General features: G+C 65.7%; 20 protein-coding genes. 9 read left to right on the top strand and 11 right to left on the bottom strand.

Annotated elements, in window-relative coordinates; all coding sequences use genetic code 11:
* Window positions 1–46: 46 nt before the first annotated feature.
* From QQL28_RS18565 to arfB, 7 genes are all read left to right on the top strand, one after another.
* Window positions 47–1,018, top strand: coding sequence for a bifunctional riboflavin kinase/FAD synthetase (locus QQL28_RS18565; protein ID WP_284267509.1), 972 nt, complete (start codon window positions 47–49; stop codon window positions 1,016–1,018).
* 200 nt (window positions 1,019–1,218) lie between these two features.
* Window positions 1,219–4,218, top strand: coding sequence for an isoleucine--tRNA ligase (gene ileS, locus QQL28_RS18560; RefSeq protein ID WP_284267507.1), 3,000 nt, complete (start codon window positions 1,219–1,221; stop codon window positions 4,216–4,218).
* 152 nt (window positions 4,219–4,370) lie between these two features.
* Window positions 4,371–4,865 carry a signal peptidase II gene (gene lspA / locus QQL28_RS18555; protein ID WP_284267506.1) on the top strand — a complete coding sequence of 165 codons (495 nt, stop codon included), beginning with the start codon at window positions 4,371–4,373 and terminating at the stop codon, window positions 4,863–4,865.
* Between the two features lie 94 nt (window positions 4,866–4,959).
* Window positions 4,960–5,697, top strand: a complete 738-nt coding sequence (locus QQL28_RS18550) for a hypothetical protein (RefSeq protein ID WP_431309617.1) — start codon at window positions 4,960–4,962, stop codon at window positions 5,695–5,697.
* 194 nt (window positions 5,698–5,891) lie between these two features.
* Window positions 5,892–7,283 carry a M16 family metallopeptidase gene (locus QQL28_RS18545; protein ID WP_284267504.1) on the top strand — a complete coding sequence of 464 codons (1,392 nt, stop codon included), beginning with the start codon at window positions 5,892–5,894 and terminating at the stop codon, window positions 7,281–7,283.
* Entirely contained in the window at window positions 7,280–8,653 is a 1,374-nt protein-coding gene (locus tag QQL28_RS18540; RefSeq protein WP_284267503.1) for a M16 family metallopeptidase, read from the top strand. Before QQL28_RS18545 ends, QQL28_RS18540 begins: the two co-directional genes overlap by 4 nt.
* A 118-nt stretch (window positions 8,654–8,771) precedes the next feature.
* Window positions 8,772–9,191 (top strand): alternative ribosome rescue aminoacyl-tRNA hydrolase ArfB, encoded by a 420-nt coding sequence (gene arfB, locus QQL28_RS18535; protein WP_284267502.1) that lies wholly within the window; start codon window positions 8,772–8,774, stop codon window positions 9,189–9,191.
* Window positions 9,192–9,248: 57 nt separating this feature from the next.
* On the opposite strand, the gene QQL28_RS18530 is transcribed toward arfB, so the two are convergent.
* Complete coding sequence (locus QQL28_RS18530; protein WP_284267501.1) at window positions 9,249–9,557, bottom strand: hypothetical protein; 309 nt, start codon at window positions 9,555–9,557, stop codon at window positions 9,249–9,251.
* A 277-nt stretch (window positions 9,558–9,834) separates the two neighbouring features.
* Between QQL28_RS18530 and mutL the strand changes: the two genes are divergently transcribed.
* A complete protein-coding gene (gene mutL, locus QQL28_RS18525) occupies window positions 9,835–11,646 on the top strand; it encodes a DNA mismatch repair endonuclease MutL (protein WP_284267500.1) in 1,812 nt (603 codons plus the stop codon).
* A gap of 100 nt (window positions 11,647–11,746) precedes the next feature.
* Here the strand turns inward: mutL and rsmD are convergent, their stop codons facing one another.
* Complete coding sequence (gene rsmD / locus QQL28_RS18520; protein ID WP_284267499.1) at window positions 11,747–12,301, bottom strand: 16S rRNA (guanine(966)-N(2))-methyltransferase RsmD; 555 nt, start codon at window positions 12,299–12,301, stop codon at window positions 11,747–11,749.
* Complete coding sequence (locus QQL28_RS18515) at window positions 12,302–14,314, bottom strand: pseudouridine synthase (RefSeq protein ID WP_284267498.1); 2,013 nt, start codon at window positions 14,312–14,314, stop codon at window positions 12,302–12,304.
* 118 nt (window positions 14,315–14,432) lie between these two features.
* Between QQL28_RS18515 and QQL28_RS18510 the strand changes: the two genes are divergently transcribed.
* Window positions 14,433–14,891 (top strand): nucleoside deaminase, encoded by a 459-nt coding sequence (locus QQL28_RS18510; protein ID WP_284267497.1) that lies wholly within the window; start codon window positions 14,433–14,435, stop codon window positions 14,889–14,891.
* Here QQL28_RS18510 and QQL28_RS18505 read toward each other — a convergent pair.
* The 8 genes from QQL28_RS18505 to QQL28_RS18470 all read right to left on the bottom strand — a co-directional run bounded on the left by QQL28_RS18505 (window position 14,888) and on the right by QQL28_RS18470 (window position 21,015).
* The gene (locus tag QQL28_RS18505; protein ID WP_284267496.1) at window positions 14,888–15,793 is read right to left on the bottom strand and encodes an alpha/beta fold hydrolase; all 906 of its coding nucleotides are present in this window, start codon (window positions 15,791–15,793) and stop codon (window positions 14,888–14,890) included. The genes QQL28_RS18510 and QQL28_RS18505 overlap by 4 nt on opposite strands.
* A gap of 155 nt (window positions 15,794–15,948) precedes the next feature.
* A complete protein-coding gene (gene purD / locus QQL28_RS18500; RefSeq protein ID WP_284267495.1) occupies window positions 15,949–17,232 on the bottom strand; it encodes a phosphoribosylamine--glycine ligase in 1,284 nt (427 codons plus the stop codon).
* Window positions 17,233–17,368: 136 nt separating this feature from the next.
* Window positions 17,369–17,668 carry a winged helix-turn-helix domain-containing protein gene (locus tag QQL28_RS18495; protein WP_284267494.1) on the bottom strand — a complete coding sequence of 100 codons (300 nt, stop codon included), beginning with the start codon at window positions 17,666–17,668 and terminating at the stop codon, window positions 17,369–17,371.
* Window positions 17,669–17,671: 3 nt separating this feature from the next.
* Entirely contained in the window at window positions 17,672–18,229 is a 558-nt protein-coding gene (locus tag QQL28_RS18490) for a hypothetical protein (protein ID WP_284267493.1), read from the bottom strand.
* Window positions 18,226–19,221: an alpha/beta hydrolase gene (locus QQL28_RS18485; RefSeq protein WP_284267492.1), complete on the bottom strand. Its 996-nt coding sequence runs from the start codon at window positions 19,219–19,221 to the stop codon at window positions 18,226–18,228. Before QQL28_RS18485 ends, QQL28_RS18490 begins: the two co-directional genes overlap by 4 nt.
* Window positions 19,218–19,829: an inner membrane-spanning protein YciB gene (locus QQL28_RS18480; protein WP_284267491.1), complete on the bottom strand. Its 612-nt coding sequence runs from the start codon at window positions 19,827–19,829 to the stop codon at window positions 19,218–19,220. The genes QQL28_RS18485 and QQL28_RS18480 overlap by 4 nt, the downstream gene beginning before the upstream one ends.
* Window positions 19,826–20,008 carry a hypothetical protein gene (locus QQL28_RS18475; RefSeq protein ID WP_284267490.1) on the bottom strand — a complete coding sequence of 61 codons (183 nt, stop codon included), beginning with the start codon at window positions 20,006–20,008 and terminating at the stop codon, window positions 19,826–19,828. Before QQL28_RS18475 ends, QQL28_RS18480 begins: the two co-directional genes overlap by 4 nt.
* A complete protein-coding gene (locus QQL28_RS18470; RefSeq protein WP_284267489.1) occupies window positions 20,005–21,015 on the bottom strand; it encodes an alpha/beta hydrolase in 1,011 nt (336 codons plus the stop codon). The genes QQL28_RS18475 and QQL28_RS18470 overlap by 4 nt, the downstream gene beginning before the upstream one ends.
* Window positions 21,016–21,116: the final 101 nt, after the last annotated feature.

Genomic DNA, 21,116 nt, shown 5'->3' with positions numbered 1-21,116 from the left:
ACGTCACGGTCCCGGGCCGATCCGCCTGCCCCAGAGAATTCCCCTGATGGCTCCGCATTTTATCGTTATCCGCGATTCCACGCCCGCCTCGGCGATCCCAAGGGGTGCCGTGGTCGCCATGGGCAATTTCGACGGCGTTCATCTCGGCCATCGGGCGGTGATTGCGGCTGCGCTGGAGATGGGCCGGACGCATAATCGGCCGGCTTTTGCACTGACCTTCGAGCCGCATCCGCGACGATTTTTCAGCCCCAACACCCCGCAATTCCGCCTTACGGATGAGCGGGCCAAGCTGCGGCTTCTGGCCGGCACCGGGCTTGCCGGGGCCGTGGTCATGACCTTCGACAAGAGCCGCGCCGGGACCTCAGCACAAGATTTCATTCACCATGACCTGATCGGCCGGCTCGGGGTCAGCGGGATCGCGGTCGGCTACGACTTTCATTTCGGCAAGGGCCGGGTCGGCTCGCCGAGCCTGCTCGTCAATGAGGCGCCCCGGCTCGGTATCGAGGTCGACGTCCAGCCGCATGTCGATATCGACGAGCGGCCGGTCTCCTCCAGCGCGATCCGCACCGCGCTCGCCGAAGGCCAGCTCGACGAGGCCACGACCATGCTGGGCGCGCCCTGGTTCGTGACCGGCGAGGTCATCCATGGCGAGAAGCGCGGCCGCGACCTCGGCTATCCCACCGCCAACATCCGCCTGGATGCCAATTGCGCGCTGAAGCACGGCATCTATGCGGTCCGGGTCGGCCGCGGGGCTGAGCGGCTGGAGGGGGTCGCGAGCTTCGGCCGGCGTCCGACATTCGATAATGGCGCGCCGCTCCTGGAAATCTTCCTGTTCGACTTCAAGGGCGACCTCTACGGCGAAGTGCTCGATTGCGCATTCGTCGGCTTCATTCGCGAGGAACTGAAGTTCGAGGGCGTCGAGCCGCTGATCCGCCAGATGGACGAGGATTCCGCCCGCGCGAGGGTCCTGCTGGCGGCCGCCCCCGACGCCTTCCCGAACCTCGGAAGCATCGACTGAGGCCCAAAACGGCCCCTCCCGGCCCTTTGCGATTTGGCCGCCCGGCTGCTATGGAGAGCCCATGTTTTCGCGGCGCATCATAAGGATTAGCGGCCCGGCTTCCGTCTGAGCTTTGGCTCGGCGCAAGACCGGGATTTCGTCGTTCCACCCCCGCGATCGTGATCGCATTCCTGCCGCGCCCCTTCCGAGCCAGACCATTCATGTCCGAAAAGCCGCAAAAGTCCGAAGCCAAAGACTATTCCAAAACCCTGTTCCTGCCGCAGACGGAATTCCCGATGCGCGCCGGCCTGCCGCAGCGCGAGCCGGAGATCCTCAAGCGCTGGTACGAGATCGGCCTCTACGAGAAGCTGCGCGAGACCGCGAAGGGGCGCGACAAGTTCGTGCTGCATGACGGCCCGCCCTACGCCAACGGCAACATCCACATCGGCACGGCGCTCAACAAGATCCTGAAAGATCTCGTCACCAAGAGCCAGCAGATGCTCGGCTTCGATTCCAACTACGTGCCCGGCTGGGACTGCCACGGCCTGCCGATCGAGTGGAAGGTCGAGGAGGAGCACTATCGCAAGAAGGGCAAGCAGAAGCCGGACTTCCGCGACTCCGTGGCGATGGTCGACTTCCGTCGGGAGTGCCGCGCCTATGCGACGCACTGGCTCAACGTGCAGCGCGAGGAGTTCAAGCGTCTTGGCGTGATCGGCGACTGGGCCCATCCCTACGCCACCATGAGCTATCCGGCGGAAGCCCAGATCGCGCGCGAATTGATGAAGTTCGCCGCCAACCGCACGCTCTATCGCGGCTCCAAGCCGGTGATGTGGAGTGTGGTCGAGAAGACCGCGCTGGCCGAAGCCGAGGTCGAATATGAGGACTACACCTCGGACATGGTCTGGGTGAAGTTTCCGATCACCTCGCCCGCGCATGGCGCGCTCGCCTCCGCAAGCGTCGTGATCTGGACCACCACACCGTGGACGCTGCCCGGCAACCGCGCGATCTCTTTCTCCCCGAAGATCGCCTATGGCCTTTATAAAGTGACGGACGCCCCCGCCGACAATTGGGCAAAGACCGGCGATCTCTTGATCCTCGCCGACGCGCTCGCCGCAGAGGTCTTCAAGCAGGCGCGCGTGACGACCTTTGAGAAGGTCCGCGACATCCCCGGCGACACCATGGACGCGATCGAATGCGCCCATCCGCTGAAGGGGCTCGCCGGCGGCTACGGCTTCACCGTGCCGCTCCTGCCAGGCGATCACGTCACCGACGACACCGGCACCGGCTTCGTGCACACCGCGCCGAGCCACGGCCGCGAGGATTTTGACGTCTGGACGGCGCACACGCGCGAGCTGGATGCGCGCGGTATCCCGACTGCGATCCCCTACACCGTCGACGAGAACGGTGCCTATACCGACCAGGCACCGGGTTTTGCCGGCAAGCGCGTGATCAACGACAAGGGCGAGAAGGGCGACGCCAACGACGCCGTGATCAAGGCGCTGGTCGAAGGCGGCAAGCTGCTCGCGCGCGGCCGGCTCAAGCACCAATATCCGCATTCCTGGCGCTCCAAGAAGCCGGTGATCTTCCGCAACACGCCGCAATGGTTCATCGCGATGGACAAGGATATTGCCACTGACGGCAAGACCAGGTCCGGCGACACGCTGCGCGCCCGCGCGCTGCATGCGATCTCGGTGACGCAATGGGTGCCGCCGTCGGGCGAGAACCGCATCAACGGCATGATCGAGGCGCGCCCCGACTGGGTGATCTCGCGCCAGCGCGCCTGGGGCGTGCCGATCGCGGTGTTCGTCCGCGAGAAGGGTGACGGCTCGGCCGAGATCCTCCAGGACGAGGCCGTCAACACGCGCATTGGCGAGGCCTTCGAGAAGGAAGGCGCCGATGCCTGGTACATGGACGGCGCCCGCGAGCGCTTCCTCGGCAGCCGTGCCAATGAGGACTGGAAGAAGGTCGACGACATCCTCGATGTCTGGTTCGATTCCGGCTCGACGCACGCTTTCGTGCTGGAAGACCCCGTGCATTTCCCCGGCCTCGCCGGCATCAAGCGCAAGGTCGACGGCGGCACCGACACCGTGATGTATCTCGAGGGCTCGGACCAGCATCGCGGCTGGTTCCATTCCTCGCTGCTCGAGAGCTGCGGCACGCGCGGGCGTGCGCCCTATGACGTCGTGCTGACCCACGGTTTCACCCAGGCCGAGGACGGCCGCAAGATGTCGAAGTCGCTCGGCAACACCATCGAGCCGCAGGCCGTCATCAAGGAATCCGGCGCCGACATCCTCCGCCTCTGGGTCGCGTCCTGCGACTACACCGACGACCAGCGCATCGGTCCGGAGATCCTGAAGAACACGGTCGAGACCTATCGCAAGCTGCGCAACACCGTGCGCTGGATGCTCGGCACGCTGCATCACTACAAGCCGGCCGACGCGGTGCTGCCTGCCGACATGCCCGAGCTCGAGCGGCTGATGCTGCACGAACTCGCGATGCGTGTCGATGTGATCCGCAAGGCTTATGAAGCCTTCGACTTCAAGAGCGTGGTCGCGACACTGTCGGCGTTCCTCAACAGCGAGCTGTCGGCGTTCTACTTCGACATCCGCAAGGACACGCTGTATTGCGATCCACCGTCCTCGCTGACGCGCAAGGCGGCGCTGACAACAATCGATACGCTCTGCGACGCGATCCTGAAATGGCTGGCGCCGGTGCTGAGTTTCACCGCCGAAGAGGCGTGGCGCATGTACCGGCCGGACGCCGAGCCCTCGGTGCATCTGACGCTGTTCCCCGAAGGTCTCGAAAACTTCCGCGACGACAAGCTCGCCGCGAAATGGGAGATCATCCGCAATGTACGCCGCGTCGTCACCGGTGCGCTGGAGCTCGAGCGCGCGGCCAAGAACATCGGCTCGTCGCTCGAGGCATCGCCGGTGATCTATATCGCTGACCGGACCACACAGATGACGCTGTTCGACGTCGATCTCGCCGAGGTCTGCATCACCTCGAATTACGAGGTGCGCGAGGGCGAGGCGCCGGCGGCTGCATTCCGTCTCGATGCCGTGCCCGGTGTCGCCGTCGTGGTCGAGAAGGCAGTGGGCACCAAATGCGCCCGCTCCTGGAAGATCCTGCCGACGGTCGGCGAGGACGCGGAGTATCCCGACGTCACCCCGCGCGACGCCAAGGCGCTGCGCGAATGGAAGGCGTTGGGAGTGCAGATTTAACTTGCGTCGTCCCGGCGAAAGCCGGGACCCAACCACCGCCGCCAATTGCAGCGAAGGCTGATGACCACGAATCTTTCAACCAAACACCGCCTGGGGTTATGGGTCCCGGCTTTCGCCGGGACGACAGCGGTGTTCATGTCGAACATTGCAGCATGACCCCTCTCCGCGCCGGCATTCTGTCTGCCGCGATTTCGCTCGTGCTGGACCAGGCCTCGAAGCTCTGGCTGCTCAACGTGTTCGACCTCGACCGTCGCGGCGGGCTGAGGCTGACGCCGTTCTTCGACCTCGTGCCGGCCTGGAACAAGGGCATCAGCTATGGCTGGCTGCAGACCGAAGGTGCGGCCGGGCAGATCGCCCTGATGGCGGTCAAGGCCGTCGCGGTGGTTCTGCTGGCGGTCTGGATGACCCGCGCCCAGACCCGGCTAGCGACGGTGGCGCTGGGGCTGATTATCGGCGGCGCCATCGGCAATGCCGTCGATCGCCTGGCCTATGGCGCGGTGTTCGATTTCGCGCTGTTTCACATCGAAATCGCCGGAAAAACCTACAATTGGTACGTGTTTAACCTCGCCGACGTGGCCATCGTTGCTGGGGTGGCGGCCCTATTGTATGATTCCTTCCTGGGGGTACCCGCCGCAAAAGCGCCCTGATCCCGGCCGATACGGGCCGGACTGTGGAACCTTGCTTGCGAGGCCCGACCGCGCGAGGCGCGGCGATTGATTGCGAAACAGAACAGGTACAGCGATGCGCGAAAGCGAGCCGAAAGCTTGGATGATGCGAAGCCCGACCGATGGGCTGTTGCGCTCTCTGAAGCTCACTGCCGTCGCACTTGGCATCGGTCTCGTGATGGTGGCCGGCACAGCGCGCGCCGGCGATGACGACGAGGAAGACGACCGGACGTTCGAGGAAAAGATCATCGACAATCTGATGTCCGGTCTCGGCGCCCAAGGCGGCAGAAGCCTGGAGAAGCCCGGCATCGATTACCGCGAGCGTTCCCCTCTGGTGGTGCCGCCGAAGCTCGACCTGCCTCCGCCTGCGTCGACTGCCGAGGCGGCCGCGCCGAACTGGCCGAAGGATCCCGACGAAAGGCGCCGCAAGGAGTTGGCTGCCGCGAGAAAGAAAGCCGGCAACAAGTTCGTGCAGCCATGGGAGGCCGCCCGGCCGTTGACGCCCGCCGAGTTGAACGCAGCCAAGACGACCGGGCCTACCCGCACCACCAGCAACGAGCCGGGCCAGCCCACTCAGAACAATCCGACCCTGAGTCCGGCCCAGCTCGGCTACACCGGCGGCCTGTTCAAACTCTTCAAGGGCGGCAGCAACGAAAGCGCGGAATTCAAGTCCGAGCCGCCGCGGGGATCCCTCACCGAGCCGCCGGCCGGCTACCAGACGCCCTCGCCAAATTACGCCTATGGTTCGGGGGGACCGGACAAAACCAAGAAGACGTATTACGACGTGCAGAGCGGCAAGGAAAAAGAGCAATAGCGCTCTTGCCGGCCCGCGTGCTCATGCGGAACTGCCGCAATCATCCGGTGTAGGCCGGGTGCGGCACATGACCTATCTTTAACTTCACGATGACGGCGTTCTCTGCTTCGTGACGCAAAGCGCTAGGCCGCACGGTGTAGCATGCCGTGCTGTTGCACCCGGGCATTTGGGTCCGGGCTTTCACAAGGATTGTGATGTCCTCATACCGATCGGCTGCCCGCCTCCTCGCCGCGTTGCTTTCGACTTGTGCTCTTTCAACCGGCGGGGCATTTGCCCAGACAACGGTAACCTCCGCACCACCCAGCAGCTTCACGCTCGGTAACGGCCTCCAGGTCGTGGTGATCCCCGACCACCGCACGCCCGTGGTCACGGAGATGATCTGGTACAAGGTCGGCTCGGCCGACGAAACGCCCGGCAAATCGGGGCTCGCCCATTTCCTCGAGCATTTGATGTTCAAGGGCACGGAGAAACATCCGGTCGGCGAATTCTCCCAGACCGTGCTGCGCGTCGGCGGCAACGAGAACGCCTCCACCTCGGTCGACTACACCAACTACTATCAGCGCGTGCCGCGCGAGCAGCTGCCGACCATGATGGAGTTCGAGGCCGATCGCATGACCGGGCTCGTGCTCAAGGACGAGAACGTGCTACCCGAGCGCGACGTCGTGCTCGAGGAATACAACATGCGCGTTGCCAACAGTCCCGAGGCGCGACTGAGCGAGCAGGTCATGGCCGCGCTCTATCTCAACCATCCCTACGGCCGGCCGGTGATCGGCTGGCACCAGGAGATCGAGAAGCTCAATCGCGAGGATGCGCTGGCGTTCTACCGTCGCTTCTATGCGCCGAACAACGCGATCCTGGTGATCGCCGGCGACGTCGAGGTCGCCGACGTGCGCCCGCTGGTCGAGCGCAATTTCGGTCCGATCCCGGCACAGCCCGCGATCCCCGCGCAACGCATCCGTCCGCAGGAGCCGGAGCCGGCTGCCCCGCGCACCGTCACGCTGTCCGATCCGCGCGTCGAGCAGCCCGGCGTGCGCCGCTATTACCTCGTTCCGTCGGCAACCACGGCGGCGGCCGGCGAGAGCGCCGCGCTCGACGTGCTCGCGCAACTGATGGGCAGCGGCAGCAACTCCTATCTCTACCGGGCGCTCGTCGTCGACAAGCCGCTCGCGGTCTCGGCCAGCGCGAGCTATATGGGCACTTCGCTCGATGCAACCCAGTTCGCGATCTCGGCTTCGCCCAAGCCCGGCGTCGGCTTCGCGGAGGTCGAGAAGGTGATCGACGACGTCATCGCCGACATCGTGCAAAATCCGATCCGCGCCGAGGATCTGGAGCGGGTCAAGACCCAGCTCATCGCGCAAGCGATCTATGCCCAGGACAACCAGGCAGTGCTGGCGCTCTGGTATGGCGGGTCGCTGACCACGGGTCTCTCCATCGAGGACATCCGCAGCTGGCCGGATCGCATCCGCGCCGTCACCGCCGACCAGGTGCGCGCCGTCGCGCAAAAATGGCTCGACAAGAAGCGCTCGGTCACCGGCTATCTGATCAAGGACACCGCCACCGCAAAGCGCGAGGAGAAGCGTTCGTGACCTATCCCTTCCTCCGTGTGCGCGGCATCGCGCTCTCCGTCATCACCTCGGTGACGCTGTCCTTGGCGTCCATCTCGCCGTCACAGGCCGCGGCCAAGATCCAGCGTCTGACCTCGCCCGGCGGCATCGAAGCCTGGTTCGTGCAGGACGCGACCGTGCCGCTGATCGCGATGGAATATTCCTTTGCCGGTGGTTCCTCGCAGGACCCCAAGGACAAGCCGGGCGTCGCCAATCTCGTCGGCGACCTCCTCGACGAAGGCTCCGGCGATCTCGATTCCAAGACCTTCCACGAGCGGCTCGACCGCCGCGCCATCGAGCTCTCCTTCAACGCCAGCCGCGACACGTTCCGCGGCAGCCTGCGCATGCTCCGCGACAACAAGGACGAGGCCTTCGACTTGTTGCGGATGGCGCTGACCTCGCCGCATTTCGACACCGCCGACGTCGAGCGCATCCGTTCCCAGGTGATCTCGGGCCTGCGCCGCGACACCACCAATCCGACCGCGCTCGCCAGCCGCAAGTTCCTGGCGCTCGCCTTCGGCGATCATCCTTACGGTCGACAGACCAGCGGGACACTGGAAAGCGTGCCGACCATCACGGTCACCGACATGAAGGATTATGTCGGCCGCATCCTGGCCAAGGATACGCTGAAGGTCGCGGTCGTCGGCGACGTCGACCCGGCAACGCTCGGTACGCTGCTCGACAAGACGTTTGGCGGCCTGCCTGCCAAGGCGAGCCTCACGCCGGTCCCCGACGTCGAGTCAGCCGCGCCGCCGCAGCGCGCCTTCGTGCCGCTCGACGTGCCGCAGACCGTAATCACCTTCGGCGGCCCCGGCGTGAAGCGCAGCGATCCGAATTTCATGGCCGCCTATGTCGTCAACCACATCCTGGGCGGCGGCGGATTGTCCTCCCGGCTCTATCGCGAGGTGCGCGAAAAGCGCGGGCTCGCCTATTCGGTGTCTGAAGCGCTGTTGTGGATGGAGCACTCGGCCGTCTTCATCGGCAACACCGGCACGCGCGCGGACCGCGCCGGCGATACGCTCGATGCCGTGGAGCGGGAGGTGCGTCGCATCGCCGAGGAGGGCCCGACCCAGAAGGAGCTCGACGAGGCCAAGTCCTACCTCAAGGGCTCGCAGATGCTGGCGCTCGACACCTCCTCCAAGCTCGCGCAGGTGCTGTTGCAATATCAGCAGGACAAGCTGCCGATCGACTACATCGAGAAGCGCAGCGCCATCGTCGATGCCGTGACGCTGGACGACGCCAAGCAGGCCGCCAAGCGGCTGTGGGGCCAGGGCCTGCTGACCGTCATCGTCGGCCGCGCACCCCAGGCGGCCGCGCAGCCCGCCGCAGCGCCCGCGCCGAAGTCGAACTGAACGCGCGCTCCTCCGCATTGAATGGCCGGGCTTGCCCCGGCCATTCGCATTTTCCATGATGCAGCATTGCCAAATGAGGGTGCCCGCGATAGGTCGAGGCATCACGAATGGTGCCATCATGCTGCGGATTTCCCGCGATCTCGTCATCGATGAAGACGACATCGAGATCGGCTTCGTCCGCGCCTCCGGCCCGGGCGGACAGAACGTCAACAAGGTCGCGACCTCGGCGCAACTGCGCTTCGACACGCGCAAGCTGACCTTGCCGGAGGACGCCGCCTTGCGCCTTGCGCGCCTCGCCGGCCAGCGCATGACCAAGGACGGCGTCATCGTGATCCAGGCACAGCGTTTTCGCACCCAGGAGCGCAACCGCCAGGACGCGATCGACCGCCTGCTCGAGATGCTGCGCGAGGCCATGGTGCGGCCGACGCCGCGCCGCGCGACGCGGCCGACCTTCGCCTCCAAGCAGCGCCGGCTCGACGGCAAGAAGCGCCGCGGCGACATCAAGGCCGGGCGCGGCGGCCGCGGCTTCGACGACTGAACGCAAAAAACCTCCGGTCGCAGCGCGACCGGAGGTTTGCCGTTTTGGATATCTGCGTCAGTAGCGCTTGCCGGTGGCGGCACCGCCTGACGTGGAATCGTCGACCGTGCCTTTATGCGTCGCGCTCCCGGTGGTGCCGACCGTGCCCTTCGTTCCCTTGGTCGACTTCATGCCCATCTTCTCGCCCGCAGCTCCGCCCTGCGCGCCCAAATCCTCATCTTCGCTGCCGGACAGGCCGCCTTGCATGGGCTTGCTTTGCACGGTGCCGCGCGTCTTGGCGTCGGTCGACGCACCCTGTGCAAGAACGGGCGTCGCAATCAGGGCCGAGAGGGCGCATGCGATCACGGAGGTCTTCACCAACTTCATCCATTTCTCCTGGATTTTGTTTCGCGATGAACGGCCCGGCGCTTCTCCACGCCGTTCGCCAGCACCGAGCCATGTCATCGCGGAAAGAGCGCGAACGGCGCGATGGCTATGCAATCCACCTCGTGTGGTCATCGTTTAGGGATTTCGGGGCCATTTCGCGGAATTGATCACCGCATATGCGGCAGCGCGGAACATGGATTGGCATGTGGGCAGTCTGGATTTGCCCATGTATTTTCGTCCTGGCAAAGCTAGATTGACGGGATTCATCGAGTGAGCCATGCCCGTCCGCCAGCTTCCTGAGCAAGTCGTCAACCGCATCGCCGCCGGCGAGGTGGTCGAGCGTCCGGCGAGTGTGGTCAAGGAACTCGTGGAGAATGCGATCGATGCCGGCGCGAGCCGCATCGACGTGTTCACCGATGGCGGCGGGCGGCGGCGGATCGGCATCACCGATGACGGCAGCGGCATGACGGCGAAAGACCTGTCGCTCGCAGTCGACCGCCACGCCACCTCGAAGCTCGACGACGAGGACCTCCTGCAAATCCGCACGCTCGGGTTCCGCGGCGAGGCGCTACCTTCGATCGGCTCGGTCGCGCGGCTGTCCATCACCACGCGCAACGCCAGCGAGCCGCACGCCTGGGCGCTGTCGGTCGAGGGCGGCGAGAAGTCCGAGATCATGCCGGCGGCCCTTGCGCATGGCACGCGCGTCGAGGTCAACGACCTCTTCTACGCGACACCGGCGCGGCTGAAATTCCTGAAGACCGACCGCACCGAGGCCGAGGCGATCCGCGAGGTGGTGCGGCGGCTGGCGATGGCGCGGCCCGACATCGCCTTCACGCTCGCCGGCGAAGAGCGCGCACCGGTGACCTGGGCCGCTGCCCTGCCCGGCGCAGCCGGCCGGCTGACGCGGCTCGGCGACATTTTGGGAGCGGAATTTCGCAGCCACGCCATCGAGGTTCATGCCGAGCGCGACGGCGTGGTGGTCGCAGGCTATGCAGCCGCACCCGCGCTGACGCGCGCCAACGCGCTCGGGCAATATCTCTTCGTCAACGGGCGACCCGTGCGCGACAAGCTGATCCTCGGCGCGGTGCGCGCGGCCTATTCCGACTATCTACCGCGCGACCGCCATCCGGTACTGGCGCTGTTCGTCACCCTCGACCCGCGCGAGGTCGACGCCAACGTCCACCCGGCCAAGACCGAGGTACGTTTTCGCAATGCCGGGCTCGTGCGCGCGCTGATCGTGCACGGATTGAAGGAAGGTCTCGCGCGCGAGGGACGACGCACCGCCGCCAATAGCGGGGGCAGCGCGCTGTCGTCATTCCGCTCCGCGTTTACGCCGCGCCCCGGCAACTGGGACTGGCGGCAGTCACCCTCCGCCCCGACGGCGCCGCTACCGTCCTTCGAGGGTACTGCCGCGCCTGCTTTCGCGGAGCGCGTGCAGGCTGCCTTCGACGTCGGCGCGCCGACGGCGGACGTGAGAATCGAGACGCAGCCCGTCGGCGACCTGGTCGACCGTCCGCTTGGCGCTGCGCGCACGCAGATTCACGAGACCTACATCGTGTCGCAGACCCGCGACGGTCTCATCATCGTCGACCAGCACGCCGCCCATGAGCGCATCGTCTATGAACGGCTGAAGGCGTCGCTGGCGAAGAACGGCGTGCAGCGGCAGATCCTCCTGATCCCCGAGATCGTCGAGATGGACGAGGCGACGGTCGAGCGGCTGCTCGCGCGCGGCGACGAGCTGGCTTCGTTCGGGCTCGCGATCGAATCCTTCGGACCCGGCGCCGTCGCGGTACGCGAGACGCCGTCGCTGCTCGGCAAGGCTGATGCAGGTGGCCTGTTGCGCGATCTCGCCGAACACATGGCCGAGTGGGACGAGGCGCTCCCGCTCGAGCGCCGCCTGATGCATGTGGCGGCCACCATGGCCTGCCACGGTTCGGTGCGCGCGGGCCGGAGGCTCAAGCCGGAGGAAATGAACGCATTGCTCCGCGAGATGGAGGAGACGCCGAACTCCGGCCAGTGCAATCACGGCCGGCCGACGTATGTGGAATTGAAGCTTGCGGATGTCGAGAAGCTGTTCGGGCGAAGGTAAGCGCTCGGTCTCGTAGGGTGGGTTAGCCGAAGGCGTAACCCACCACTTCAGTCTCCGCGGAATCCAATGAGGTGGGTTAGCGCTAATCCACCCTACGAAGCTACGGCCTCCTTAGAAACACGAACTCCGTGTCGTCGTACGCGCGCCGCTCCAATTCCTCGAAGCCTTCAGGTGCGGCGAATTGCGCGGCCTTTGCCTCCTCGACCACCACCAGCGCACCGGATGTCAGCCAGCCGCCGTCACGCAACGACGCAAGCGCCTTCTCCGCAAAACCCTTGCCATAGGGGGGATCGAGGAACACCAGCGAGAACGGCTCGACGGGATGCGCAGGGCCGAGATCGGTTGCATCGCGACGATAGACCTTCGTCACACCGCCCAAGCCCAAGGCCTCGACATTGTTGCGGAGCAGCGCACGCGCCTCGGCGCCGTTGTCGACGAACAGCGTGAATTTCGCGCCGCGCGAGGCCGCCTCGATGCCGAGCGCGCCGGTGCCGGCGAAAAGATCGAGCACGCGCGCGTCCTCGATCGGATCGTCATAGGCGTGCACGAGGATGTTGAACACGGATTCGCGCAGACGATCCGCCGTGGGACGGATGTCGCGCGAGGACGGCGAGGCGAGATTGCGCCCCTTCAATCGTCCGCCGACGACGCGCATTTACTCGTCTTTCGGCCTGAGATCGCGCTTGCCGTGATAGCCGCGCTTGGGACGGCGCGGCGGGCCGTAGCCGGCAGCTTCCATCTCGTTGCGCTCGCGCGCCTCCTCGCTGCCGGTGCGCTGCACCAGCACGCGGCGGCCCTTGCGGTCGTTGATCACTGCGCGCTTGTACGGTTTCTGCTCGACCGCTGCGTCGTCATCGCGCGACGAGGACTTTTGCGGCACGTCGAACTGCGCACCCGACTTCTCGATCACCTTGTCGCCGAGCTGCTCGCGCAGCACACGCGACTTGATCTCGTCGACCTGGCCTTCGGGGACCTCGCCGAGCTGGAACGGACCGTAGGACACGCGGATCAGCCGGTTCACCTCGAGCCCGAGATGGGCGCAGACGTTGCGCACCTCGCGGTTCTTGCCTTCGCGGATCGCGAACACCAGCCAGACATTGGCGCCCTGGTCGCGCTCGAGCGTGGCGTCGATCGGGCCGTATTTGACGCCCTCGACCTCGATGCCGTTCTTCAAGGCGTCAAGCTGCGCCTGCGTGATCTCGCCATGGGCGCGGACGCGGTAGCGGCGCAGCCAGCCGGTGTCGGGCAATTCGAGCGTGCGCGCGAGCCCGCCGTCATTGGTGAGCAGCAAGAGCCCTTCGGTGTTGAAGTCGAGCCGGCCGACGCTGATCAGCCGCGGCAGGCCTTCCGGCAGGTTGTCGAACACGGTCGGCCGCCCTTCGGGGTCGTCATGCGTCGTCATCAGCCCGCGCGGCTTGTGATAGAGGAACAGCCGCGTGCGCTCGCGCGGCGGCAACGGCTTGCCGTCGACGGCGACGACGTCGTTCTGCGTGACGTCGAGCGCGGGCGAGTTGATGACGCGGCCGTTGACGGTGACGCGGCCCTGCGTGACCATCTCCTCGGCATCGCGGCGCGAGGCGAGGCCCGCGCGGGCCAGGACCTTGGCGATGCGCTCGCCTGCCTTCTTCGGCTTCGGCTCTTCCTCACGACGCGGCCGCCGGTCGAAATCACGATCGCGCTCGCGATAGGCGCCGCGGCCGCCGAAGGCCGGACGCTTCTCGAAGATCCTGCTGTCGTCCTCATTGTCGCGGCGCGGCCGATCGCGGAAGCGGCCTTCGCTACGCGGATGCTCGTGCCAGTCGGAGCGACCCTCGGAGCGCTCGCGCGGACGATCGAATTTCGGGCGGTCGCCGCCGCGCCCACCACGTTCGCCATCGCCATCACGACGGGGCCGATCAAACTTCGGCCGCTCGCGGAACGGACGATCGCCCGACGCACGATCGTCGCGCGAGCGCGAAAAGCGCGGACGGTCCTCGCCGCGGCCGCCTTCGCGCCGGTCGTCGCGCTGACGCCAGGGCTTTTCCTCGCCACGATCGCGGCCGCCAAAGTCCTTGTTAAAGCTCTTGCGGGGACGATCATCGCGATCACGCGGGCGGTCGTCGAAGCTGCGCTTGCGATCACCGAAGGAGCGCGGGCGATCGCCGCGCTCGCGATCCCCACGGTCGCGCTCGCGATCCGGTCCGCCCCGCGAGAATTTCCGCTCGCCGTCAAAATTGCGTTCCGGACGCTCGCCACGCGGTGTGTAGGGCCGCTTGTCGCCAAACTTCTTTTCACTGAAGCGGCCGGACGGACGGGAGTCGTCGCGATCACGGCCGCGCGGCGCACGCTCGTCACGGTCGAACTGCGGACGCTCTCCGCGCGGCTTGAACGGGCGGTCGCCACGCGGCTTGAAGCTGCGCTCGCCGCGGTCCTCGCGACCGCGGTCATCGCGCTTGAAGCGCGGCCGGTCGCCATAGTCGCGGCGCGGTGCATCGCCATCCTCGCGGCGGCGGAACGGGCGGCTGTCGCGGTCGCCGCGGGACGGGCGCTCGTCGCGATCGCCCTTGCCGGCAAAACCGCGCTTGGCGAACTTCTTTTCGGGGCCGCGCGGCTTGCCGCTGCGGCCTTTGGCCGGGCCTCGATCACGCCGGCCGCGGGAATCGTTGTCTTTGTCGCTGTCGCGGGGCATGAATAATCTCACTTGGGGGTGGCCAGAAAGCATTGTGCGCGCTCGTTCCGAGCCGCATGCTCAGGCAAAATCGGTATCCACTCTTGCTGAAGGCGGAGCTAGTAGCAGGTTTCTGGCGATGATACGAGGCATGAAAGCCCCTTCTTTCATGGATTTGGCACTGAAAACGGCCGAAAATGCCGGAAAATCGGGCGAAGTTCCGATCGGATGCGTCGTGGTGCGCAATTACGAGGTCATCGCGACCGCCGCCAACCGGACACTGACCGACCACGACCCCACGGCCCATGCCGAGATCATCGCGCTGCGCGAAGCCGCCAGGAAGATCGGCAGCGAGCGGCTGGTCGATTGCGACCTCTACGTGACCCTCGAGCCCTGCACCATGTGTGCGGGCGCGATCTCCTTTGCAAGGGTCAGGCGGCTCTATTACGGCGCGGCCGACCCCAAGGGCGGCGCGGTCGAGTCGGGGGTGCGGTTCTTCGCCTCCCCGACCTGCCATCACGCCCCGGAGGTCTACTCGGCCGTCGGCGAGAGCGAGGCGGCGCGGCTGTTGCGCGAGTTCTTCCGCGAGAGGCGTTAGCTCGCGAGGAAAAACGCGCGCAGCGCCTTTGCTGTGACCGCCGGATTCTCCTCGGTCAGAAAGTGTCCCGAGTCCACCGGCATGCCCTCGACATTGGTTGCCCATTGCTTCCAGGTGTCGAGCGGCGTGGCGGCGGCTTGGGCGACGCCGGCATTGCCCCAGAGCGCGAGCATCGGGATCGGGATCTTCCTGCCGGCCTCGAAATCCGCCTTGTCGAGCTCGTAGTCGAAATAGGCGCCGGCGCGATAGTCCTCGCACATCGCGTGCACGCGGGCGGGATCGCGGAACGGCGCGAGATAGTGCTCGAGCGCGCGCTTGTCGATCGCGTCCAGCGTCTTCGCCTTGGTCTGGCTCGCCATCTTGAAGCGCAGGAAGAATTCGCCGTTGCTCGCGATCAGCGTTTCCGGCAACGGGGCGGGCTGCGCCAGGAAAGTCCAGTGATAGATCTTCAGGGCATACTGCCGATTCATGCGCTCCCAGTAATCATAGGTCGGCAGGATATCGAGCACCGCGAGCCGCGACAGCCGGCCGGGATGATCGAGCGCGAGGCGATAGGAGACGCGACCGCCGCGGTCGTGGCCGGCCAGCGCGAAATGCACGTGGCCGAGCTGCTCCATGGCCTCCACCATGCTCTTGGCCATCGCGCGCTTGCTATAGGGCGTATGCTGCGCATCGCTGCCCGGCATATCCGACCAGCCGTAGCCCGGCAGGTCGGCGATGACGAGCGTGAAGCGATCAGCGAGCTCGGGCGCCACGCGATGCCACATCACATGGGTCTCGGAGAAACCGTGCAGCAGCAGGAGCGGCGGCCCCTTGCCGCCGACCCGCGCGAAGATGCGGCCCGAGGAGGTGTTGATCCATTCGGAGGCAAAGCCCGGGTAGAGGTCGGCGAGATCGGACATGGGTTCCATCTCCTCCCTTGATTGTCATTCCGGGGCACCCATCGAGCGGCCGCGGGCACCCGCCAACCAAAATATCAAAAACAACCCCATGCAAAGGAGCACGGCCGTTGCCGGCAAGGATGCTCCCCAATGCGCGCCATTCCGAAAAACGGCAGTCAGTTCTTGGCCTTCTCCGCTTCCACCGCCTGCCAGCCGATATCGCGGCGGCAAAAGCCGTCCGGCCAGCGGATGCGGTCGACGGCCTGGTAGGCGCGCGCCTGCGCCTCGGTCACGGTCTTGCCCAGCGCACAGACATTGAGCACGCGGCCGCCATTGGCGAGGATCGCGCCGTCCCTGGCGACGGTGCCGGCATGGAAGATCTCGACGGTGTCGACCTTAGCGGCCTCATCGAGCCCCTCGATGCGGGTGCCCTTCTGGTAGTCGCCGGGATAGCCCTTCGCGGCCATCACGACGGTGAGCGCGGATTCCGGATACCAGCGCAGATCGAAGTTCTTGAGTTGCCCGTCGCAGGAGGCGAGCAGGGCCGGCACGATGTCCGACATCATGCGCAGCATCAGCACCTGGCACTCGGGATCGCCGAAGCGGACGTTGAACTCGAACAGCTTCGGGCCCTGCGTCGTCAGCATGATCCCGGCATAGAGCACGCCGCGGAACGGCGTGCCGCGCTGCTTCATGCCGGCGACCGTCGGCAAGATGATTCTTGCCATGATCGCGTCGTGGATCGCCGGCGTCACCAGCGGCGTCGGCGAATAGGCGCCCATGCCGCCCGTGTTCGGGCCGACGTCATGGTCGAACACGCGCTTGTGGTCCTGCGCGGAGGCCAGCGGGATGGCGGTCTCGCCGTCGCACAGCGCGAAGAAGCTGATCTCGCGGCCTGGCAAGAACTCCTCGATCACGACCTCGGCGCCGGCCTCGCCAAACGCGCCGTCGAACATCATGGCGATGGCGTCTTCCGCCTCGCGCAGGGTCTTGGCGACCACGACGCCCTTGCCGGCGGCAAGACCATCGGCCTTGACCACGATCGGCGCGCCCTGAGAGTGGACGTAGGCGAGCGCCTCAGTGGCGTTGGTAAAGCGCTTATACGCGCCGGTCGGAATGCCGAATTCGGTGCACAGCGCCTTGGTGAAACCCTTCGAGCTTTCGAGCTGGGCTGCCACTTTGCTCGGGCCGAACGCCTTGATGCCCGCGGCCGTGAGATCGTCGACGATGCCGGCGGCAAGCGGCGTCTCCGGGCCGACCACGACGAGATCGACCGCATTGGTCTTGCAGAAGTCGATCACGGCGGCATGGTTGGCGACGTCGAGCGTGACGCATTCGGCCTCGCGCGCAATGCCGGCATTGCCCGGTGCGCACCAGAATTTGGTCACCAGGGGAGACGCCGCGATCTTCCATGCCAGCGCATGTTCGCGGCCGCCGGAACCGAGCAGGAGAATGTGCATGCGAGTCTCAAAACGGGGGTGTGCTGGACGCGTCGGTCGCACGAATCCGCGCCCGTCTCAAGGGGGCTACGACCCCTCTCCCGTCATTCCGGGGCGCGCCCCTTGGCGCGAGCCCGGAATGACGACGGGGGTGGGACTAGCCCTGCTTCCCCGCAATGATCTCCTGCAATGTCGCCACGTGCCGCGCGAAGGCGACGCGTCCCGTCGCGGTCGCGGTAACCGTGGTCTGCGGCTTCTTGCCGACGAAGGCCTTGTCCACCGAGACGTAGCCGGCTTTGGCCAATGTTTCGATATGCGCGCCTAGATTACCATCGGTGGCGCCGGTCAGCTTCTTGAGGCGGGAGAATTCAAGGCCCGTCGCCCCCGGCAGCGCGTTCAGCGCCGCCATGATCTTGAGCCGCAGCGGCTGGTGGATGATGTCGTCGAGCTCGGCCATCGGCTAGATCCGCCGCATCCAGAGCCCGCCGAGGATCAGGCCTCCGCCGTTGACGAAGGCCATCCACAACGGGAACGCCGCGCCGATGGTGTAGTAGCCGAACAGCGTCAGCGCGATGATGCCAAGGCCGATGGCGACGAGCGCGTAGCCGAACCACAGCCCGGCCATGGTGTAGAACAGCATGAAATAGAGCGGCCAGAATGTGCCCTGCTGGCGCGGGCTGAAGTGTCCGAGGACGTTGACGCAGAAGATGCCGAACGCGAAAAACAACATGAACGTCACGAATACTCTGAGATCAAAGGTCTGCACGCCGGTGCGTGACCGGTTGTAGGCGCTGAGCGCGAACAAACCGATCACGCCGGCGACGTTGACGCTGATCCAGATGTAGGCGCCGTAAGTCGGCCAGAGCCACGTCGCGACATTGCCGGCGAACACCAGCACGCCCCACCACATCGCCGCGAGGCTCGCCATTTCATAAAGCCGCGACTGCCGCACACGCTGGACGATGTCGTCGATCTCCTTGAGCGCCGACGCAGCGTCCTTGGAATCGATGCCGGTCATGATCCGCTCCCCGCTCTCACCATTTCATCCGCAATCGCCGATACCGCCGCAGGATCGCTTACGATCCCCATGTGATCGACGCCGGCGATCAGCTTGACCTGGGCACGCCGACCGACGGCCTCGTGGAATCTGTCCGGAAACATCAACTCATCTGCGGCACCGGCGAACACGGCAACCGGTTTGCCGGCGGCGGCAAGATCGTCGCGATAACTGTTCGAGCTGCCGAAATTGCGCATCAGGCGATAGGAATAGGTTGGCGCCAGGATCGCACTGGTATTCGGTCCGACGGCAAAGGCAATAGTCGGCAAGGATTCACAGCAGACGATTCCGAGGCGGCGCAGCATCGACAGAGCGAGGAAACGCGGAATGTCCGGACTGGCCCATCCGCCCGCGTCCTCCCGGCTGCTCGGCGCATCGTAGCCGAGATAGGGCGCCAGCAGCACCGTGCGCTCGAACAGGTTCTGGATCGGCGAGCCGGCCACCCGCAGCGCGAACCCGCCGCCGGCGGAATGGCCGATCAGAGTGAGTGGCGCGGCGGGATTGGCCTTACGGATCTCGCCGACGAAGTCCGCAAGATCGTCCTCGAGCTGGCCGATGTAGCCGATGTCGCCGCGCGTGCCGGAAGCGCCATGACCGCGAATGTCGGGCGCGTAGGTATCAATGCCACGCCCGGCGAGCCCCTTTGCCAATGCATGGACGGACATGCTCGATCCCGATGAGCCGTGCACGACAATGGCGATCTGCCCGGTTGCCGGCGCGCGGGCCGGATAATGCCGGTATCCCAGCTCGGTGCCCTCGCGGGCATGAAAGCGTTCGAGCCCGGGCATGTCGCTGCGATCCACGGCGCGCGCCGTGGCCGAAACCGAAATCAATTCCGGCGGTCGGCGGATTGGCGTTGCGATCAGCCACGCCAGCACCAATCCGGCGAAGCCGACGACAGCAAGGCCCGCGACGATGGCCTTCAGGCCACCCCAAGCGATTGCCGCGATCATGGCGCCTTCCCCACCAACTCGGCACCGTGGGCGCGCTCGCCGACCACGTCGAGCTGCCGACGTCGTTTGCGCGCGACGCCAATGGCGCGCATCGCCGTGTAACCGATCAGGAACATCATGGCCTTGCTGACGATGCCATAGATCGACATGGTCGCCGACCAGGTCCCGACGTCGAAATTGAGGGCCACGATCATATTCAACGCCGCGGAGAAGAACATCAGGCCCGACCAGGCGTAGCCGACAATGACTGCGATATCCGGCACCAGCTCGAGCGCAATCGGCGGCAGATAGCGGTTCATCCATCTCCGCTTCAGCATCACGACGCCGACGATCACGTAGATCACGCTCGGCTTGATCATCACGAATCGCGGATCGTTGGTGATCAGCGTGACTATGCCGGCGCCGAGCACCAGGAACAGGCTCATCCATTGCATGGTGTCGATCGGCTTGCGGTGCGCCAGCAGCCAGCCGATCTGGGCCAAGCCCAGCGCCATGCCGAGCACCACCGAAAGGGTGACGTTGTGCGTCAGCAGATAAAGCACGAGAAAAAACAGCGTCGCCGCCATGTCGAGCAGCAGCAGTTTTCCAGCTTCGAACAGGTTCTTCATCGGATACTCCACGCATCGCCGCCAACCGGCTGTGGCGCCGGCGGTATCAGCACGCTCGGCGAGCGCTGGGGCGGCCCACCCCACATCATCATGATCTGGCTGGCGAGATCGTCGATCAGCGACTGGTGCACGTGCCGGATCTCGGCCAGCGCTTCGGAGGCCTGCTTGCTGTCGATCATGACTGGCCCGCTCCCCGCGTTGCGACGTCTTCGGCGATCGCCGAGACGGCCTTCGGATTGGTGACGATGCCCATGTGGTTGACACCCTCGATGAGCTTGACGTCGACCGACGGCTTCACCGCCTGCACGGCCTCGGCATATCTGCTGGAGATCATCATCTCATCCTCGGCGCCACCGAAGATCGTCAGCGGGTGCGTCAGCGCCGGCAGATCGATGCGATAACCCCGCGTCGCGAAGTTGCGCATCAGCCGCTCCGAATAGGTCGGCACGAGAATCTTGGCTGAATTCGGCGGCACCGCCAAAGCGAGCACGGGAAGCTCCGAGCAGCAATCGATGCCGAGCTTGCGCAGCGCCCTGAGCGCCAGCAGGCGCGGAATGTCGGCATTGGCCCAGCCACCGGAATTCGGCTGATTGGTCGGCGCGTCGTAGCCGAGATAGGGCGCGAGCAGCACGGTGCGGACGAACATGTCCTGCATGATGGGGGTTGCGGCCACGCGCAGCGCAAAACCGGCGCCAGCGGAATGCCCGACCAGGGTGAGCGGCAGATCCGGCGCCGTCCGGCGCAGGAAGGCGACGAAATCGACAAGGTCGTCCTCGAGCTGGCCGACATAGCCGATATCGCCACGCGTACCGGAGGCGCCGTGGCCGCGCGTGTCGAGCGCCCAGGTCTCCACCCCGCGCGTGGCCATCGCGGCGGTCAGGGCGTGGTTGACCGTTGCGCTGGAGCCCGAGGAGCCATGGATGAAGACCGCGCCCCGTCCGGTCGGCTGCCCACTCGGGGCATAGTGGCGGAAGCCGAGCCAAGTGCCGTCACGGGCCTGGAAACGTTCGAGCGCCGGCAAGGTCGAGAAATCGACACCCTTCACGGAGTCCGAGACCGAGCGCAGTTCGGGCGGTCGCTGCAGTGGCGTTGCGATCATCGCAGTGAAGATCAGCGCCACCGCGCCGATCGCACACAGGCCCCATTTCAACAGGCTCAAAATACCTCGCAGCAACCGCATCGCCATGGCTCAAACTCCGTTGACCTTACCATTTCTAGATAACTCTATATTACAGAGTACTCTTTCGATCAACCCCCTTGATTGGCGCTGGCGCGTGAAAATCCTTA

This window comes from Bradyrhizobium iriomotense, from assembly GCF_030160715.1.
Classification (GTDB): domain Bacteria; phylum Pseudomonadota; class Alphaproteobacteria; order Rhizobiales; family Xanthobacteraceae; genus Bradyrhizobium; species Bradyrhizobium iriomotense.
The sequence above is the reverse complement of the archived record's forward strand: the minus strand, read 5'-3'. Positions and strand labels throughout refer to the sequence as shown.

Bases quoted from the DNA above. Each gene is read 5' to 3' on its own strand.
- QQL28_RS18565 (WP_284267509.1), top strand. From the start codon at position 47: ATGGCTCCGCATTTTATCGTTATCCGCGATTCCACGCCCGCCTCGGCG.
- ileS (WP_284267507.1), top strand. From the start codon at position 1,219: ATGTCCGAAAAGCCGCAAAAGTCCGAAGCCAAAGACTATTCCAAAACC.
- lspA (WP_284267506.1), top strand. From the start codon at position 4,371: ATGACCCCTCTCCGCGCCGGCATTCTGTCTGCCGCGATTTCGCTCGTG.
- QQL28_RS18550 (WP_431309617.1), top strand. From the start codon at position 4,960: ATGCGCGAAAGCGAGCCGAAAGCTTGGATGATGCGAAGCCCGACCGAT.
- QQL28_RS18545 (WP_284267504.1), top strand. From the start codon at position 5,892: ATGTCCTCATACCGATCGGCTGCCCGCCTCCTCGCCGCGTTGCTTTCG.
- arfB (WP_284267502.1), top strand. From the start codon at position 8,772: ATGCTGCGGATTTCCCGCGATCTCGTCATCGATGAAGACGACATCGAG.
- QQL28_RS18530 (WP_284267501.1), bottom strand. From the start codon at position 9,557: ATGAAGTTGGTGAAGACCTCCGTGATCGCATGCGCCCTCTCGGCCCTG.
- mutL (WP_284267500.1), top strand. From the start codon at position 9,835: ATGCCCGTCCGCCAGCTTCCTGAGCAAGTCGTCAACCGCATCGCCGCC.
- rsmD (WP_284267499.1), bottom strand. From the start codon at position 12,301: ATGCGCGTCGTCGGCGGACGATTGAAGGGGCGCAATCTCGCCTCGCCG.
- QQL28_RS18515 (WP_284267498.1), bottom strand. From the start codon at position 14,314: ATGCCCCGCGACAGCGACAAAGACAACGATTCCCGCGGCCGGCGTGAT.
- QQL28_RS18510 (WP_284267497.1), top strand. From the start codon at position 14,433: ATGATACGAGGCATGAAAGCCCCTTCTTTCATGGATTTGGCACTGAAA.
- QQL28_RS18505 (WP_284267496.1), bottom strand. From the start codon at position 15,793: ATGTCCGATCTCGCCGACCTCTACCCGGGCTTTGCCTCCGAATGGATC.
- purD (WP_284267495.1), bottom strand. From the start codon at position 17,232: ATGCACATTCTCCTGCTCGGTTCCGGCGGCCGCGAACATGCGCTGGCA.
- QQL28_RS18495 (WP_284267494.1), bottom strand. From the start codon at position 17,668: ATGGCCGAGCTCGACGACATCATCCACCAGCCGCTGCGGCTCAAGATC.
- QQL28_RS18490 (WP_284267493.1), bottom strand. From the start codon at position 18,229: ATGACCGGCATCGATTCCAAGGACGCTGCGTCGGCGCTCAAGGAGATC.
- QQL28_RS18485 (WP_284267492.1), bottom strand. From the start codon at position 19,221: ATGATCGCGGCAATCGCTTGGGGTGGCCTGAAGGCCATCGTCGCGGGC.
- QQL28_RS18480 (WP_284267491.1), bottom strand. From the start codon at position 19,829: ATGAAGAACCTGTTCGAAGCTGGAAAACTGCTGCTGCTCGACATGGCG.
- QQL28_RS18475 (WP_284267490.1), bottom strand. From the start codon at position 20,008: ATGATCGACAGCAAGCAGGCCTCCGAAGCGCTGGCCGAGATCCGGCAC.
- QQL28_RS18470 (WP_284267489.1), bottom strand. From the start codon at position 21,015: ATGGCGATGCGGTTGCTGCGAGGTATTTTGAGCCTGTTGAAATGGGGC.